Source organism: Lentzea sp. NPDC020367, assembly GCF_044387305.1.
Taxonomy (GTDB): domain Bacteria; phylum Actinomycetota; class Actinomycetes; order Mycobacteriales; family Pseudonocardiaceae; genus Lentzea.
Genome location: NZ_JBIRVV010000001.1, coordinates 1,403,637 through 1,419,854 on the forward strand (window position 1 = coordinate 1,403,637; position 16,218 = coordinate 1,419,854).

14 protein-coding genes are annotated in these 16,218 nt (G+C 64.7%); 10 read left to right on the plus strand and 4 right to left on the minus strand.

Annotated features, from left to right (window positions below; translation table 11 throughout):
- Nucleotides 1-110: 110 nt before the first annotated feature.
- From ACH413_RS06580 to ACH413_RS06600, 5 genes are all read left to right on the plus strand, one after another.
- Nucleotides 111-1,445, plus strand: a complete 1,335-nt coding sequence (locus tag ACH413_RS06580; protein WP_360036973.1) for a hypothetical protein — start codon at nucleotides 111-113, stop codon at nucleotides 1,443-1,445.
- Between the two features lie 665 nt (nucleotides 1,446-2,110).
- Nucleotides 2,111-3,736, plus strand: a complete 1,626-nt coding sequence (locus ACH413_RS06585) for a TIGR02677 family protein (RefSeq protein WP_360036976.1) — start codon at nucleotides 2,111-2,113, stop codon at nucleotides 3,734-3,736.
- Nucleotides 3,733-4,944 carry a TIGR02678 family protein gene (locus ACH413_RS06590; RefSeq protein ID WP_360036979.1) on the plus strand — a complete coding sequence of 404 codons (1,212 nt, stop codon included), beginning with the start codon at nucleotides 3,733-3,735 and terminating at the stop codon, nucleotides 4,942-4,944. Before ACH413_RS06585 ends, ACH413_RS06590 begins: the two co-directional genes overlap by 4 nt.
- Nucleotides 4,931-9,064 carry a TIGR02680 family protein gene (locus ACH413_RS06595; protein ID WP_360036982.1) on the plus strand — a complete coding sequence of 1,378 codons (4,134 nt, stop codon included), beginning with the start codon at nucleotides 4,931-4,933 and terminating at the stop codon, nucleotides 9,062-9,064. Before ACH413_RS06590 ends, ACH413_RS06595 begins: the two co-directional genes overlap by 14 nt.
- Nucleotides 9,061-10,344, plus strand: coding sequence for a Wadjet anti-phage system protein JetD domain-containing protein (locus ACH413_RS06600; RefSeq protein ID WP_360036984.1), 1,284 nt, complete (start codon nucleotides 9,061-9,063; stop codon nucleotides 10,342-10,344). Before ACH413_RS06595 ends, ACH413_RS06600 begins: the two co-directional genes overlap by 4 nt.
- A gap of 811 nt (nucleotides 10,345-11,155) precedes the next feature.
- Here the strand turns inward: ACH413_RS06600 and ACH413_RS06605 are convergent.
- Both ACH413_RS06605 and ACH413_RS06610 read right to left on the minus strand, forming a co-directional pair.
- Nucleotides 11,156-11,935: a transposase gene (locus tag ACH413_RS06605; protein ID WP_396424895.1), complete on the minus strand. Its 780-nt coding sequence runs from the start codon at nucleotides 11,933-11,935 to the stop codon at nucleotides 11,156-11,158.
- Nucleotides 11,935-12,315 (minus strand): transposase, encoded by a 381-nt coding sequence (locus tag ACH413_RS06610; protein ID WP_360036990.1) that lies wholly within the window; start codon nucleotides 12,313-12,315, stop codon nucleotides 11,935-11,937. The genes ACH413_RS06605 and ACH413_RS06610 overlap by 1 nt, the downstream gene beginning before the upstream one ends.
- Before the next feature lie 523 nt (nucleotides 12,316-12,838).
- Here ACH413_RS06610 and ACH413_RS06615 point away from each other — a divergent pair.
- The 4 genes from ACH413_RS06615 to ACH413_RS06630 all read left to right on the plus strand — a co-directional run bounded on the left by ACH413_RS06615 (nucleotide 12,839) and on the right by ACH413_RS06630 (nucleotide 14,817).
- Nucleotides 12,839-13,099: a hypothetical protein gene (locus ACH413_RS06615; protein WP_360036993.1), complete on the plus strand. Its 261-nt coding sequence runs from the start codon at nucleotides 12,839-12,841 to the stop codon at nucleotides 13,097-13,099.
- 56 nt (nucleotides 13,100-13,155) lie between these two features.
- A complete protein-coding gene (locus ACH413_RS06620) occupies nucleotides 13,156-13,701 on the plus strand; it encodes a DUF6801 domain-containing protein (protein WP_360036996.1) in 546 nt (181 codons plus the stop codon).
- Nucleotides 13,702-13,804: 103 nt separating this feature from the next.
- Nucleotides 13,805-14,539 carry a hypothetical protein gene (locus ACH413_RS06625; protein WP_360036999.1) on the plus strand — a complete coding sequence of 245 codons (735 nt, stop codon included), beginning with the start codon at nucleotides 13,805-13,807 and terminating at the stop codon, nucleotides 14,537-14,539.
- Nucleotides 14,536-14,817 carry a hypothetical protein gene (locus ACH413_RS06630; RefSeq protein WP_360037002.1) on the plus strand — a complete coding sequence of 94 codons (282 nt, stop codon included), beginning with the start codon at nucleotides 14,536-14,538 and terminating at the stop codon, nucleotides 14,815-14,817. Before ACH413_RS06625 ends, ACH413_RS06630 begins: the two co-directional genes overlap by 4 nt.
- Here the strand turns inward: ACH413_RS06630 and ACH413_RS06635 are convergent.
- Nucleotides 14,733-15,029, minus strand: a complete 297-nt coding sequence (locus ACH413_RS06635) for a hypothetical protein (RefSeq protein WP_360037004.1) — start codon at nucleotides 15,027-15,029, stop codon at nucleotides 14,733-14,735. The genes ACH413_RS06630 and ACH413_RS06635 overlap by 85 nt on opposite strands.
- 33 nt (nucleotides 15,030-15,062) lie before the next feature.
- Complete coding sequence (locus ACH413_RS06640) at nucleotides 15,063-15,296, minus strand: hypothetical protein (protein WP_360037007.1); 234 nt, start codon at nucleotides 15,294-15,296, stop codon at nucleotides 15,063-15,065.
- Nucleotides 15,297-15,488: 192 nt separating this feature from the next.
- On the opposite strand from ACH413_RS06640, the gene ACH413_RS06645 reads away from it, so the two are divergent.
- Nucleotides 15,489-15,989, plus strand: a complete 501-nt coding sequence (locus tag ACH413_RS06645) for an integrase core domain-containing protein (protein ID WP_360037010.1) — start codon at nucleotides 15,489-15,491, stop codon at nucleotides 15,987-15,989.
- Nucleotides 15,990-16,218 lie beyond the last annotated feature (229 nt).

A 16,218-nucleotide genomic window follows, 5' to 3' on the forward strand; every position in this document is an offset into this window, starting at 1 on the left:
CGATCCTTGTGAGGCACCACGTTCAGACGCTCCGGCGCTCCGACGCGGATCGAGATGACCAGCTCTGCACTCGGAGCGGTCCCGCGTCCTCCTGGCACTAACGTGTAACCGTGACTCCCGAGCACCAGAGCCTGATTTCAGCCCTGGTCGGTTTCATCGCCGACGCGAAGCGATCCGCGGTTGACCACCCTGAACTTGCCGACAGGGCTACCGCCAACCATCTGGCGGAACTTCCCGCGAGCATCGCCGTTCGCGAGGCCGCCAACGCTGCGGCCCGTGCCAACGACTACCTCGACGAGGATCAACACGCGGGACGCATGTTCGATGGAAGCGCGCTGTACCAGCTCGGTGTTGCAGCTCTTCTCCGGTCAAGTCAGGAGATCGACGCCCAGGCCCTGGCGGAACAGCTCGCGGCTTACCTGGCCGGACCACCTGAGCAAGTGTGGCGCTACTTCGTTCTGAACCTCGACTGGGACCTGCCGAGGCCAGTCGATCTCGATAATTGGCAACTCTCCAGGCCTGATGCCGACACCTGGAAGCGGCTCCGGCCGGTTTCGCTGGCCGCAGACTTCGCACCGACACCGACATGGGATCCGTTGCTGGAGTTCGGCGAGCATGTCGTGGTCGCGGTCCCCGACACAGAACCTCCGCTCCTACGCGGCCACTGGGTCCTGTGGTTCTCGCGCGGCCCTTCGAGAGACTTGGCCTGGGAACCGCTACTGGCGTTCAACCTCTGGTCGAACGATCCTGTCGAAGTGGTCGCCGAGCACGTCGTCGAGCCGGGCCGGCGGGTCGACAAGCGACATTCTTCAGTCCCGTCAAACTACATCGGACCAGATGCAGAGTATGAAGTTCCATTGCTCGGCCCCCTCCGGATCGACGACAAGCGCAGTGAGCAGCTCATCCGCTTCTTGACAGAAATCACCTCACGCCTGCACCAGCCGAAGCTGGATCCAAAGTTCCGCAAGCGGATTCAGCGATGCGCGATCCGTTACCTGTCCACCGGCGACAAGGTCGGGTACGACTCCGACGTCACGTTCCCTGATGACGAACCGCAGGTCGTGCTCAACTACGTGACAGCGCTGGAGAACCTCTTGTCCGGCGAAAGTGAGTCGCATGGCGACCTCACGCGCAAAGCGGCACAACGTGCCGCAGTGCTGATCGGCAAGGACGACGAAGATCGTCTCGCCATCCTTCACCACGTCGAGGACGCCTACAAAGTTCGCAGCAAGATCGCGCACGGAGATGAGCCGAACCAGGACAAGCTGGCCAAGTCGGCAACCACGATGCGGCCCATCATCCGGCGGGCACTCATCGCGGCCATCGTGCTCAATGATCCGATGCTCGCGACGGTGTGTGACGAAGCTCTTCTCTCCCGACATATCCTCCAGGAGAAGATCCTCGACCCGCTGGCGAAGTTCCAATCATTGCTAAGGTCGTCTTGACTCCACAGAGGCCGGCGCAACAGCATCCCCTGCCATTATGACTGGTCAGGCAACATCCCCGGTCCTTTGACGCCGACCGGCGTTCCCACTCACCGAGTGTAAGCCTCGCGCCTGACCAGCGCTGAATGTGCTGAGCTCGACGGCAACATCCAGCAGCGCCAAGGAGCCCGCCATGGCGCGCCAGATCCCGGCCACCAGCGACGAGCCGCTCTGTTCTGGACGATCAGCTCGTCGCCGACGACGCTGGTGACCTGCGGCTGGCCTTACTGCTCACGGAGTTCGACCGGGCCGATCTTGAACTTTACGACCAGCTCACGGTCGGTGGGCGTGCACTGAAGCTTGCGCTGAGGCGTTCGAATGCTCGTTCGACCTCGCGTGCCCGGCTGCGTACAAACAGACACTCCAGTTCTGGGAACGGATCGTCGAGGGATCGCACTCCAGATGCGCCGCACGGCGTAGGTCTCGAACCTGAAGCCACCCAGTCACGAGACCCCTCGGGATTGATTGCCCTCACTCTTGGCGGGCGCGCTACGGTGAATCGAGTCGATCAAACGCAGGGGATTTTCCCCTTGAGATGGAATCGATGCCGCTTCATTGCCTGTGTTGTAACGGTTCTCGTCCCCGCTGACGATGCAGCACAAGCAGGAACCAGCAGAAGAGGGAACTTGGCGCTGGACGACAACATCCCCTTCCCCGAGTGGAAGGACTGGGACGAACGACTGGTCGCGCTGGCAGCCGCGTCCGGCGCCCTACGTGGACGCATGTCCATCGTCACCTATCTCAGCAGCGCACGTCTCTCTCCCTACTACCGGATGCTGCTCGACGTACTCGTGGCTGAGGAATCACGGCTTGGACTGCACTTGCCGACCACCGAGATCGCCCGACGAGCGACTGAACTCCTGTCAGAAGCCGTCGGCGCACCGACCGAGTTCCCGCCGGTCGAGCCCCTGCTGACGAGGCTCTACAACTGGCGCAACGTCGAGCGCATCCCGAACACTCAGCGCAAGGGCAGCGTGCAGGAGTTCCTCAAGCAGGACTTCCTCTACCAAATGACTTCCGACGGGACCCGCGTACACCGCGAGTTGACGCGGCTGGACGAGGAGATCGGGAACGCCGGCGCCCTTCAGGCAGCGATGCTGCCTGAAGTGCTGCACGCGCTGGAACAGCTTGCGACTTCCCTGAAATCGGACGATGAGGAAAAGCGACCGGCGTTGGCCGCTGGTGCTCTGGCACGCGTCTTCAACGGCTTCACGCAATTGACCGAGAACGCCAAGTTGTTCGTGCAAGGGCTGAGCCGGTCGCTGGAACCCGGCCGGGACGTCGAGACAGATGCCTTCCTCGCGTACAAGGCAGTCGTGGTCGAGTACCTTCGGACGTTTTCAGTCGGGCTTTCCGCGCTCGCCGCCGACATCGCTCACGCGATCAGCGACGCTGAGGATGCCGGAATCGCCGACGCGCTCCCCGTGATCGCGCGTGTGGACGCCGCGCCGGTGCTCGGCGTTGCGCTCGAAGACATGATCGAGGAGAACATCCAGGTGTTACGAGCCCGCTGGTCGGGCTTGCGCAGCTGGTTCTTCTCCGAGCACGACCGCCCTCCGATGGTCAGCACCCTGCAGGAACGTGCCGTCGAGGCGGTCAACCGGATCGTGGCCCTGATCCGCAGGATGAACGACCAGCGCTTCCGCCGGTTCGACCGGCAAACGGACCTGCGCATCCTAGCCAGGTGGTTCGAAGCCGCTGATTCACGCGCCGACGTGGTAGCGCTCTGGCGGGCAGCCTTCGGAACGTATTCTGCCCGGCACTTCGGCCATCCCCACCCGTTAGAGGACGATCAAGACCTCCGGCCGGCCACGAGCTGGTGGGAAGGCGACGCCGTGGAGATTTCCGCTCGGCTACGCAAACACGGCCCCCGATCTCGGACCGGTCGCCCCGCTCGCGTCACTGACCCCTCCGCGGCGAAGAAGTTCCTGCAAGCCAAGCGTCAGGCCGAGGGGGCCGCCGCCGGTCAGGCAGCAGCCACGCTAGCGCAACGCTGTCCCAGTGCGTTGTCCGGCCTAGGTCCGCTGTCCGAAGCGGAGTTCGCGGTACTGATCCGTTGTCTAGACATCGCACTGGCTGCACGCCGGCGGCAGGACGGTTCACGACGAGCGGTGTCGAGTGACGGGCAGCTGAAGGTGGTGCTCGCGGACCCGCCTGAACCCGATGCATGGGCGGTGGTCGAATCGTGCCATGGGCGCATCCGGCTCCAGGACTTCACCCTATCGCTCGAGGTCGTCGGAGTCGCACGGTGATCTTCGAGGAGGCCAGACGAGCTGAAGTCAGCGAAGCTGCGAGAGCGCTGCTGCGTTTCCCGGTGCTGAAAGCCGGCCGCAGGCACGGCCGAGTCGTCGATCTGGTGCACGAACACTACGAGGTGCTCCGCGAGTGGTTCGATCATTACCTCGGGTGGCACGTCGTGCTCGATCGGGACGTCGTCCGGCTAGCCAAGGTGCCTCAGCCGCCGAACGGCTATGAGTCAGATGCTCCGGAAGCACGCTGTTGCGTCCTCTACTGCCTGCTGCTCGCCTCTCTAGAGGACATCGGCGAGCAGACGGTAATCACCGACCTCAGCCACCGGGTGGTGACGCTTTCGGCCTCCGCAGACGTGCGGACCTTCGACCCGGCTTCGCCTACAGAGAAACAGCACCTCGTCAATGCGATCCGCTTGCTCGTCGAGCACGGTGCGCTGATCACGGTTCAAGACGACGCCACCACACGAGCCCAGGAGAAGGACTACGTGCACGGCAACGGCAACGCCATTTACGACGTGGACCGGCGAACCGCCGCGCTGCTGCCGTGCTCACCTACGCCGCCATCGCGTGCCGGGATCCCGCGGGAGCTCACCCGCCAGCTCCATCCGGAGACTGCGGAAGGTGCCAGCCGTCGGCGACGGCACACGTTGATGAGACGGCTCGTCGACGAACCGGTGGTGTACTTCGCCGACCTGTCCGAGGACGAGACGGAGTACTTCAGGGCCCAGCGGCCGATGTTCGTCCGTCAGGTGACCGAAGTGCTAGACGCTCGCCTAGAGGTTCGCGCCGAAGGGATCGCTCTCGTCGACGATGAGCTCTCCGACATCAAGTTCCCTGCTGATCCCGCTGAACCGTATGCCGCTCTGCTCTTCGCATCGGCGCTGGCAGGCTTACCTGGAGCCGGGTCGGGTGCCATCGTAGGAGACGACGGGCTCAACGCTGCCGCAGAGATGGTCGCGGAAGAACTTCGTGCTCGCGGCGTCAAGTCGATTGCCGGCCGAGCGGACGTGCTGTCCAAGTCGACCAGGCTGCTGACAAAACTGCGGCTCGTCGAGGAGGCTGGTCCCGGACAACTCCGGCTACTGCCGGCGCTCGGCCGCTACCGCAACGTGCTCCCACCCGAGGCTCCGCAACCTGACCCGCTGCCATTCGACCTGGCGCTGCCCGACCTGGACGACATCACGGAGCCTGGCGATGACCATCGATGAAGCGAGCGAGTCCGGAAGCCGCGACGGCGACCCGTTCACCGGATTGCCGCAACCGAGCAGAACGCGATTCCAGCCGATGCGCACAGGCCTGCTCGGTATGTGGCAGTACTCCGAGCAGGAGTTCCGGTTCCATGACGGCCGACTGATCCTGCACGGCCGCAACGGAAGCGGCAAGACCAAGGTGCTGGAGGTGACCAGCCCCTTCCTCTTCGACGCGAACCTGACCACGCAACGACTCGATCCCTTCGGCAGCAAGGCTCGCCCAATGCGCGAGAACCTGTTGCACGGCGGCCGAACCAGCCAGATCGGCTATGTGTGGTGCGAGTACGGCCGACTGGCCAAGGACGGGTCCGTAGAGTTCGTGACGATCGGCGCGGGAATGAAGGCTTGGGAGTCCCAGAAGGGTGCGCCTGAGTCGTGGTACTTCGTCACGGATCAACGCGTCGGTGCCGATTTCCGGCTCTACGACTCCCAGCGCCACCAGCACACAGAAGCCACACTCACGCAGGTTCTTGGACCTGATTCCGTGTTCACCCAGGCGGGTCAGTACCGACGGCAAGTCGCGGATAGACTGTTCGGCCTGAGTGCGGAGCGGTTGCGGAGCTTGGTGGAACTCCTCCTGGTGCTGCGCAGGCCCAAGCTAAGCGAGAACCTGGATGTCGAGAAGCTGGCGACCATCCTGTCCGAAGGCCTCCCTCCGGTTGACGAGGACATCGTCGACAAGATGGCGCAAGGTTTCGACGACTTATCGAACGACCAGGAGGAACTGCTTCAGCTGGAAACCGCCTACTCTGCTGTCAGCCACTTCCTCGATGCGTACCGCGCATACGCAACGACGACGTCGCGGTTTCTGGCGGACAAAGTCGTTGCGGCGAACAAGGAGCACAACGCAGCGCTCGGCAACCGGCGCGATGCCACGTCGGCAGTAGAGGCCGCCGATACGGAGCTTCAGCAGATCGAGGACAAAGCAGAAAAGAAGCGCACGCAAAAACTCAAGCTTGACGAACGTTGGAGGGTGCTCCACGACAGTCCAGAGGTGGGCGAGATCCGTGACCTCGAACAGCTGTGGACAACGATCCTGGACCAGAAGTCCACGGCTAAAGACGCTGAACGTCAGGCAGGGCAAGCCGCGAAACGCGCCACAGATGCAGCAGATCAGTTCGAGGAGAAGACCAAGGCCGAGAAGCGAAGTCTCGCCAACCTGGCCGACCTCATGCAGCGGACGGGCTTACAGGCCGATCAATGCGGGTTGTCCGTCGAACGGGCCGAGTGGTGGCCTCGCTGGGAATCCGATGTAGATGGACCACAGCGCGCCCTTGAGGCCGCAGCCGCGCTTCGCAGAAACGAAGTTGTCAAGGCGCGACAACTCATCAACGCGTACGAAGAGCTGGTGCGGGCGCACGACCGCGTGCAGGATCAGCACGATGCTTGCGCCCGCGTGCGGGACGAGGCGCGCCAACAGGTCAAGGAACAAGAGACTTCGGTCAGCGAACAGGTCCAGCTCGTATGCGATGCGGTCCTGGCGTGGGCCGAGCACTGCGAAGAGTGCATCGTCGATGACGACGCCGTCGACATAATGCTCGATGCGGTCGAGAACCTGGGAGACGAGTCCCGCTCCCCTCTGGCCCAGCTAGTGAACACCCACGTCGCACGCGCAGAAGCCAGGCTGACCGAACAACGCACCCGGATCGAACTACAAGGTGAACAGCTCACGCTGGCGAGGGAAGCCGCGCTACGAGAACATGAACGCGTTGCAGCACAGAAGTTCCCGGAACGTCCACGTCCTCTCGTCCCGCGGCGAGCAGACGAAGATCGAGACGCAGGCGGCGCTCCGCTCTGGAAGCTGGTCGACTTCGCCGACCACCTGACCGACGGCGAACGGGACGGGCTGGAGGCGGCCCTGCTCGGTGCTGGGCTCCTGGACGCCTGGGTGACGCCGGACGGGGAACTGCTTGACGCCGACACCTGGGAAACCGTCGTCCTTCCGGACACTCGCGACAGGTCGCTGTCCCTTGCTAACGCCGTAACCGTTTCCGAGGGCTTCGGGGTATCCGGCACCGCCATCTCGGCGGTGCTGAACAGCATCGGCTACTTGCAGGACAACGCGACGCTGACAGCGCAACCCTGGCTCACGTCCACCGGAGCATGGCAGCTCGGTCCGTTGCACGGCCAGACCGGTGAACACCGCGCAAGCTATATCGGTGAACGAGCCAGGACGCAAGCTAGGCATCGCCGGCTCGCTGAGATCGACGACGAGACCACGTCGCTGGACAGCGCGCTCGCAGCAGTCGTTGAAGCTCAGCGGGACGTGACAGAACGGCGCCACAGGTTACAGCAAGAACAGAAGGCCCAGCCAACCGACGAGCCTTTGCGCACGGCGCTCACGCACCTGGAGGCCGCAGCGGCGCAACTTCGCAAACGCGAGGTGGATGTTCAGAAGAAGCGAGCCGAGCTCGACGCTGCAGCGGAGGCGTTCAACGAGGAGAGATCCACCCTCGAGAGGTACGGGACCGAGCACACGGTTCCCATCCGAGCGGCCGGACTTGACGCACTGAACGACAGCCTCAACGAATTCGGTGTAGCCCTGGCACAGCTCGCGAACCGCGCTGACGGACACCGGAGATGCCGCATAGAAGTCGACACCGCGACCCGCCGGGTGAAAGAACTCAGGGAGGAAGCAGTACCTCCGGCCGAGGCCGCGCGCGCGGCGGCAGATCGCCTGCTGGAGCTTGAGACCGAGCATGAGACACGCTCGTCGTTCCTCGGAGCGTCTGCTCAGGACGTCCTCGCAGAACTCGAGCGCACCAGCGGGGACCTGCGTGTGATCATGGAGAGCTTGACCTCGCTCGCCAAACGTCGAGACCAGGTGTTCAGCGAGCGAGGAAAAGCCGAAGGGCGGCTTGAGTCTCTGGCGGATGAGGTCACCCGAACTGAGAAAGAGTTGGGCATCGTGGCGACCGCCTTCCGGCGCGCTTGCGACGGAGGGGTGCTGCGCCTCACCGCGGACGCCGAGCTCTCCTCGAACACGTCGCCCACGGACATCGGACAAACTGTTGCCCTGACACGCAAGGTTGAACGCCGTTTCAGGGATCTCAACATTACTGACGCCGAACGGAACAACGTCCGGAACGAGGTCGATAACCAGTTCCGGCACCTGCAGCTCGAGCTCGCCGACCCGATGTGGAAACCGTGGGGAAGCTACGACGGAGAGATCTTCCTCGTCCAGATCACGTTCAGGGAAAGCGACCACGAGGTTCCGCAACTACTGGACCTGCTCGCTAACGAGATCAGCACAAGGAAGACCTACATCCATGAAGAAGAGCGGAAGCTGTTCAGCGAGGTGCTGCTCGGCTCGGTAGGTGAGCACCTCCGGCTGCGTCGCAGGGATGCGAAGCGCCTTAAGGACCGGATCAACAAACAGCTGGAGGAGCACGCCACCGCCTCCAAGGTCACTCTGCAGCTGGAGTGGAAACCGGTCGACGAAGGCGGGCCGGACATGGAAGAAGCACTGAAGCTGCTGGATGCTGGAGCAACCACGTTCTTGGACGACAAGGGCCGCGAGGCGCTGGTGCGCTTCCTGTCCGCCCGGATCGAGGACGTGCGCTCGGACCAGCGGGCGGACTGGCGGAAGGAGCTCGCCAAGGCCCTGGATTACCGAAGCTGGTGTCGGTTCGAGTTGCAGGTGAAGACGGAGGGCAGGCAGCGGTACACGAAGCTCACCGACGAGCTACACCGCAAGGGATCCGGTGGTGAGAAGGCGGTCATGCTGCAACTTCCGCTCTTCGCTGCTGCCGCAGCGCACTACACCGGCGCTGACCCCAAAGCACCGCGGCCGGTGTACTTGGACGAGGCCTTCGCCGGTGTTGACACGGAGATGAGGGCCAGCTGCATGGGTCTGCTCACCGAGTTGGACCTCGACTTCGTGATGGCCAGTCACGACGAGTGGGGTTTCCACAAAACTGTTCCGGGCGTAGCCACCTACCAGCTGTACCGGGATCCGGCGATTGAAGGAGTGCTGACGACCCCGATCTTCTGGGACGGCATTCAGCAGCACGAGCGGGAAGATCCCGCTGTGGCGTCGCCCGTGGTAACACCGACACTGGAGTGGGGGCAGAAATGACGATCCATCTAGACCCGGGGCTCAGGCGATGGGCCGAAACCACCGGTGGAGATGCCTTCTGCACCACCTTGCGAAAGTGGTTTGGCAACCGCGGCAAGATCAGCGGCTGGATGCCGGTTCCCGGCTGCCGCAATGACATCGCCGACGAGATCAAGGACCTCTTCGGCGACGGCAACGTCGTGGACGAGGGCAAAGTCCACCTGGCGCGTGCGGACGCGGCGTTGCGACGGACACGTTTCCGGATCGGTCTACGACAGCTGACCATCGGACTGGACGGCCCGATCATCACCGACCGCGGCAGGGCGCGCTACCGGCGGATCGTCAACACGGCCAGGGTGCGAGGCGAGCGAGCGGACCTCGTGGCTGTGATGACACCGGTGTCTCACCTCGACCGCGAACGACGCCTGCTCGAACAGCTGAAGTCCTCGGCCACCAGGCAGGTCCCAGCGGAGTCCGCCACCGAAACGCGCTCGTGGCGGACCTACGTGGCAGCCATCCGCGCGAGTGCGTACTGGTGGCCTCTGTGGAATCCCAAGGAGCCGCCGTGGGAACGCCAAGTGGCCGCCAACGCCTTGGGAGGCTCGAAGAAGTGGACGGTCCGGCAGCTGGAAGCATTCGCGCTCTTGATAGACAAGGACTACAAAGACGCGCTGAGCTGGCCGGATGCGCCGATCCGGGTCGCCGGCAAGTTGCGCTGGACCCACGAGGAAGACATCGTCGCGAACGCCTCAGCCGCGCGGCCGTGGATCGACGTTCCCGCGCGAGGTGTGCTCGCCCACGGAGACCTGGCCTGCGAGGCCGAAGGTGTCCTTCTCGTCGAGAACATCACGAACTTTCAGGACCTCGCCAAACGTCCCGAAGTCGTGCGTGACTGGCTCGTCGTCTGGACGGAGGGAAATCCGAGCACCGGCCTCGTGCCCTTCCTGCAACGGCTGAACGTCATGCGATTTGCTGCCTGGTGCGATCTCGATCCCCCTGGCATCGAGATCATCGCCTCCGTCGAACGCGGCCTGGACCGCACGATCATCCCGGTCGGTATGGAACCGGAGATGTGGCAGCGTGGCGCGAAGCTCGAGGAAGATCCCGACGAACTGCAGAGGTGGCAGCACCAGGCCGTACAGCTCGCCGCCAATGGGCCACCTCTGCTTCGAGCGCTGGCGGCACGGATCGCCACAACCGGCCAACGCTGCGAACAGGAAGGTCTAATCAGCGAAGTCACGCCACAGGTGCTTCTGAGGTTGTGCGAACTCGTCAGAGGAACAAAGGATCCAAACAGCTGATCGGACAACACAGCCTCGTCGTCGCTTACGGCGGCACAATCATCTCGGCGACTACGTCGATTGGGCCCTCGAACGGGCCAACATCGCGCTGACCAAAGAACCTGGCCGAAGCCCTACCAAGGCCACACGTTCACCCACCGCAGCAACTAAGGCCGCCAGGGCAATCACCAGCGCCGTGATTTCGACGGCAACGCGCCTTGTCGCAGCGCAGTACCGAGGTCAGACGTGGAAGCCGCTCCGGTTCGTTCATGTGCCCAGAGTGATGCACCACTTTGGGGTAGTTTCGCTCGATGCAGGACCAGGAGCAGATGATCACGGCGCTGTGAGAACAGCTGGGCGGGCGCCCGAGTCAGTCCTTGTTGCGGTACCTGAACGACCTGTGCTTCATCGAGGACGTGGTCTGCGGGGGGCGAGCACTCTCGACGATCTCGAACGCGAGGCAAAGACGGTCATCGCGGTCGGCTCGGAGCCGTTCGAGTCCGTCCGCGTCCGCCCGAGGCGCCGCAGGAGCGGGTCCGGCCGCGCTGGGGCGCTATCCGGCCTCCCGCAGTTCCGCGAGGCGTGGTGGCAGGCTGAAGCGGGCGAGCGGGTATGTTGCCGGACACTTGTGACCAGGGCGTCCTTTCGGCCCACGACTTCCGCAGTTTGTTGCCCGTCCCCCGGCACGGCGAGCTCGGCCCGCAGCTACCGGAGCCGGGCGGCGAGCTCTGGCAGCTCGTCGTCGAAGTCGTCGCGTGCGTCGAGTTGCGTGGCAACAAAATTCCACGTGAAGCGACCACGCCGCAACGCACTCTCATGGCTCCCCTTTATGTCAAGGGGTGGCCCTGGCGAGGCTAGGCTTGCGGGTGGCAGGTTCGGGTTGTGGCTTGTCCGAAGGGCCGGTGTCCGGGGTCAGGCCGGTCACGCTGGATTGCAGAGTCGTCCCCGAGTGCCCTCCCGGGCCTGCCGCCTCACGTCGTTTCTGGTCGACGAGCATGCGGGCGTAGACGACGTTCGATAACCGTCGTTTGAGAGCGCGCATCGCTTCCATCGAGGTCTTGCCAGCCGCCTTCTTCCCATCGAAATAGACACGACCAGCGGTGGGATTGCGGAGCTGAACCACTCCCATGATGTGCAGCGTCCGGTTGATTCTGCGGTTACCGGCGCGGGACAAGCGATGCCGTTGTTGATCGCCCGAGGATGCGTCCAACGGCGCGGTGCCGTTCCAGGACGCGAATCGGTCCCGGCCGGCGAACCGGTGGATGTCGCCGACATCGGCCAGCAGCCGTGCGGCACCAGACGGGCCGATGCCGTGCAGGTCGAGCAGAGTGGAGCCGCGGGCGATCACCAGCTCGCGGAGATCTCTGTCCGCGGCTTTGATCTTCTTGTCGATGGTCTCGAGTTCTGCGATCAGCTCGACCGCCAGTCGGCGTCGAGTCTTGCCCACTACGTCCCGTGGCTTGATCGTCGCGACCAGCGCGCGTGCTTGCATCGCGGACAGGAACTTCTTTGCTCCACCGGAAAACAGCTCCAGCAGCAGGCGGTGGAGACGGTTGACGGTCTGCATTCGCGCGCGACCGAGCTCGTCACGACGGTCGACCAGCATGCCCATCACGACCAGTTCCGGTCGGCCTGGAGACGCACCAGATTCGGGGTCCGCAGCGCGACCAGAGCTACTGAGTGCGCGTCGATCGGGTCGGTCTTGCGGCCGTTGCCGGTCGCGAACACCCGCACCTGCGCCGACAACTTCGCCGGCACGTCCAGGACGCTCTCGCCGTCGTGGATCAGCCGGTAGGCGATATGACGGCCGACGCCGTTGCAGCCCTCGACCGCCCACACCCGGTCACTGAACCGGCGCCCGGTTGCCAGCATCTCGGCATATCCGATCTGGTCTGTCCCGAATTCTCCGGCCGTGATCATGTTGCCGAGTTCGTTGATCACCTCGATCGTGGCCGACCGTTTATGCGGATCCATTCCGATGATCACGGGCATCCGGTTCTCCTTGCCTCGACACGGATATCGGCAAGGAGGGCACCGCTACTTCGAGCAGGACAGACCCCTTTTCAGCCACTCCTCGCGCGGTGCCCGGCGAGACGCATGCCATGAGAGAGCCACGCCAATGACACCGGCGGGCAGCCGCTGTGAGCGAGCGACTCGCCGAGCACCTGGACCAGAGTCTGGCCGGACCCGGTCCTGCCGCCCAGTCTTAAGTAGCCGCGGAGCGTGTTGCTTGAGTATTCATGACGATCAGCTGGCGTCGGGGTCTCGACCGGTCGCCAGCAGCGCAACCTGTGCGTGCCGAAAATTACGTCCGCACAGGTCAAGCGGCATGCCAATACTCGTGGAGGGACTCCGCCGAGACGGTCCCGTCGGAGTACTGCACGGCGTGTGGGGTGCCAAAACGTGGCTCAACGGTCTGATCTGCGGATCAAGCGGCTGCAGGCTCGTACTCGTTGATCAAGCCGCCGAGCACTCGCTGGCGACGTACGGATTTACAACCTGAGTCTCCGGTCAAATGATCGGCGCGCTGGTCATCAGCGCCGACACCCGCTGGACGAGCCGACGCGGCCTGGACACCCCGGCACACCAAAGGGAGTTCGTCCGGCCCGCCCCCGCGGCCTCGCCCTACCTCGACAGCGCCGTCGAACCCGCTCCCTGGTCTCAGCGCGACGGACCACGCCCACCGATCGGCGGCCGACCAGCGCTGCCCGGCGAACGCCCTGGTAGCCGCCGCAGCCGGTCTCGCACCGGCAACCCGCTGCGCCCGTCGCACTGACCGATCGCTCGATAAGCAGTAGATCTTCGCAACGCCGCACGGCTCGTGCGGCGGCGTTGGGCCTGGCGACGGCGGGCACCAGCCAGGCGGCGAACGCCGAGCTGACCCTCACCTACTCCTGCACGTTCATGCTTATCGGCGCGCAGGACATGCCGTCGAAGGTCACCGCGGAGGGCCTCCCCGACGCGGCCGTGGTCGGCCAGCCCACCGCCGAAGCCTCCACCAAGGTCGTCACCACGGTCTCCCAGCAGGCCTCCGACGTGCTGAACTGGCTCGGCGCCACCACCGTCGAAGGAAGCCTGACCACCACCATCCCCGTCGACAACGCGGGCACCGCCCAGAACCTGACCTCGACGCTGACCATCCCGAAGAGCCCGGTGGGCACCGGCATCTTCGACGTCACCGCCACCGGCACGCTCGCCCCGATGACCTTCGCCAACGCGGGCACCGCCAGGACCGGCCTCGGCGACGCCGAGCTGACCCTGACCCCGCGCCTATCCGACGGCTCGGAGACGTTCCTCGGCACCCTCAAGGCCCCGTGCGTGGTCAAGCCCGGCCAGAACACGCAGCTCCACCAGTTCGAGGTGACCGCGACGGAGTGAGCACCCCCGGCAACGGGCCCCGCCCTCCACGCGGGGCCGTTGCCGCGAAACACGAACGCGCCGCCCGTCGATGAGAGGAGAAGCCGCAACCGACCGAGGTGCCGTGGTCAGATGGCAGTACGCGCGCCTGGTCCAGGTGCGCGAGAAGCGCACGGTCTACGAGACCCCGGCCGACCCGGCGCAGTGGCGGCTGAAAGGCACCACCGAAGGGCGGCGGCCCACCAACCTCGACGCCGAGCCGTGCCACGGCAAGAACCTGACCTACCGCGAGTTCGACGTTTTCAAGATGGTCGTGATCACCGAGTTGCACGAACTCTGCTGCACGAGCTGCCGCAGGCACCCGTACCGAACGTCACCGCATCCCCTCATCCCCGCCAAACAGTCGGCCAACCACGAGAACTGCTGTTCACGCCCGCCGATGGACACGACACCGCCCACAGACTTCCGATGGCGCGGTGAGGTGCGCAGCCGCGAGGTCACGACCCGCGTCGTCACCTTCGAGGACGTGGCCGCCGAGATGTGGACCGTCGCGACCGCGCTGGTGGAACCGAACGGCACCCGCACCGAACTCGAGCACCTGCGCGGCGACGAACCGGCCGCCGACCCCGGGACGAGGACCCGGTTCGGCGACCGGCTCGTGCTCGCCAGAACCGGCCCCACCATCGCCGAGCAGGCCGCCGACACCGCCCACCGCGAGCTGAATCGGCTGGGCGCCGCGGGCTGGGAGCTCGTCACCGAGGAGGTCCGCAACGGCATCTTCGGCCCGGAGGCGGGCACCCCGGACAGCAGTGACTGGATCCAGCGCACGTTCTGGCTCCGCAGACCGAGCGAGGAGTGAGCGCGGTGGAGAACTACTACTCCGGTGACGGACCGCTGCCGCCAGGCGCAGAGGCCTACCTGGACGCGTGGACCGGCCTCCCGCTCGGCCAGGTGCAGGACTACCACGGCCCGCTCGAGTTCCACGACGGCATGGCCTACCGCTTCCACCCCGCGTACGACCCACGCCTGCGCGCGCTGACCGAGAACTACTACTACGAATCACCCACGTATGAGCCGGCGCCGCCCCACCAACCAGCCACCGTCAACCACACCCGGCTACTGCTGCTCCTGAGCTGACGCCAGCACGATGTCGAACCGCACCCGCGTCCACTCCCCGTCCCGCCCGTCGGGCTGGGCGCGCCCTGCCGTTCGAAGTCCTTCACCAGGGAGTCCCGCACCCCGAACACGGTGTCCGACTCCACGTGGGAGTCGCCGCGCACGAAGATGTGCGTCACCAGCGTCCGAAACCTGGGTGATGCGACCATGAAGTGCAGGTGCGCCGCCCGCATCGGCGACCGCTCGCACGCCGCCAGGTGGCACGTTCACGCCTGCTGTGCGAGATCGCGAGCCAGGGTGATGGCCACGACGGAACTGTTGCCGCGGCGGCCGATCTCGCCGAGCTCGAGTGCGGCGTGAAGAATCGTCTCCGCCACCACGCTCGCGCCGGCGTGGTGGTGCTCGGCCACCACACCGGCCATGGCGTCGACGCCGAGCACGTTGTAGGTGGTCAGCAACACCAACTCGTCCTCGGTGAGCTTGTCCTGGACCGTGCTCACGCCGCACCGGGCCTGTGGGGTGCCAGAACTCTGCACTCGCCAGTTGAGCTGCGGTGATCGTGTGCTGTCGCCTTGACGGCATGATCCCGAACGTGGCGCTTCGGCTGTTGTACTTCGTCTTCGTTCGGCTTGTCGGTTGGCTGGTTCTGCTCGGGCGGTCCTCGGCGGCCAAAGACGTGGAGGTTGAAGCGGGTGTACGTGTTCTTTGTGATGGAGGTCGGCACCCGCTACGTCCATATCCTCGGCACTACCACCAACCCGGACGGTCCGTGGACCACGCAGCAGCCTCGCAACCTCCTCATGGAGTTGGGTGACCGGGTCAGCAAGTTTCGTTTCCTGGCTCGTGACAGGGCAGGCCAGTTCACGGCATCGTTCGATTCCGTTCTCGCTGACGCCGGCATCGACGTTGTGAAGATCCCACCGCGATGTCCGCAGGCCAACTGCTACGCGGAACGGTTTGTCGGCACTGTCAGACGCGAGCTCACCGACCGGCTGCTCATCATCAACGAGCGGCACCTGAAGTCAGCGCTGAACCGCTACGTCTCCCACTACAACCACCGGCGACCACACCGAGCGCTACACCACACTGCGCCACGACCCGATCACCCGACCGGAGACCCAGGCTGTAAATCGGTACGTCGTCGGCGAGTACTTGGCGGCTTGATCAACGAGTACGAACCTGCAGCAGCGTGATGCGCAGGTCAGGCTGCTGTGCCGTGTTTGGCACCCACAGGCGCGGCGCCCCGAGTGGCCGGCCCCAGCATCTCGAACCAGCTCATGACGAGATCGTCGAGCAGACCGTCTCGGCGTTGACGGCGCTCACGTAATGATTTCGAGTGCGTTTCGCAGCATTTCCTGATGCCCCGGAATAACGCGCCACTGGTCAAATAGTGGACAGTTTTTGTTGATAGAGGCGATGCGT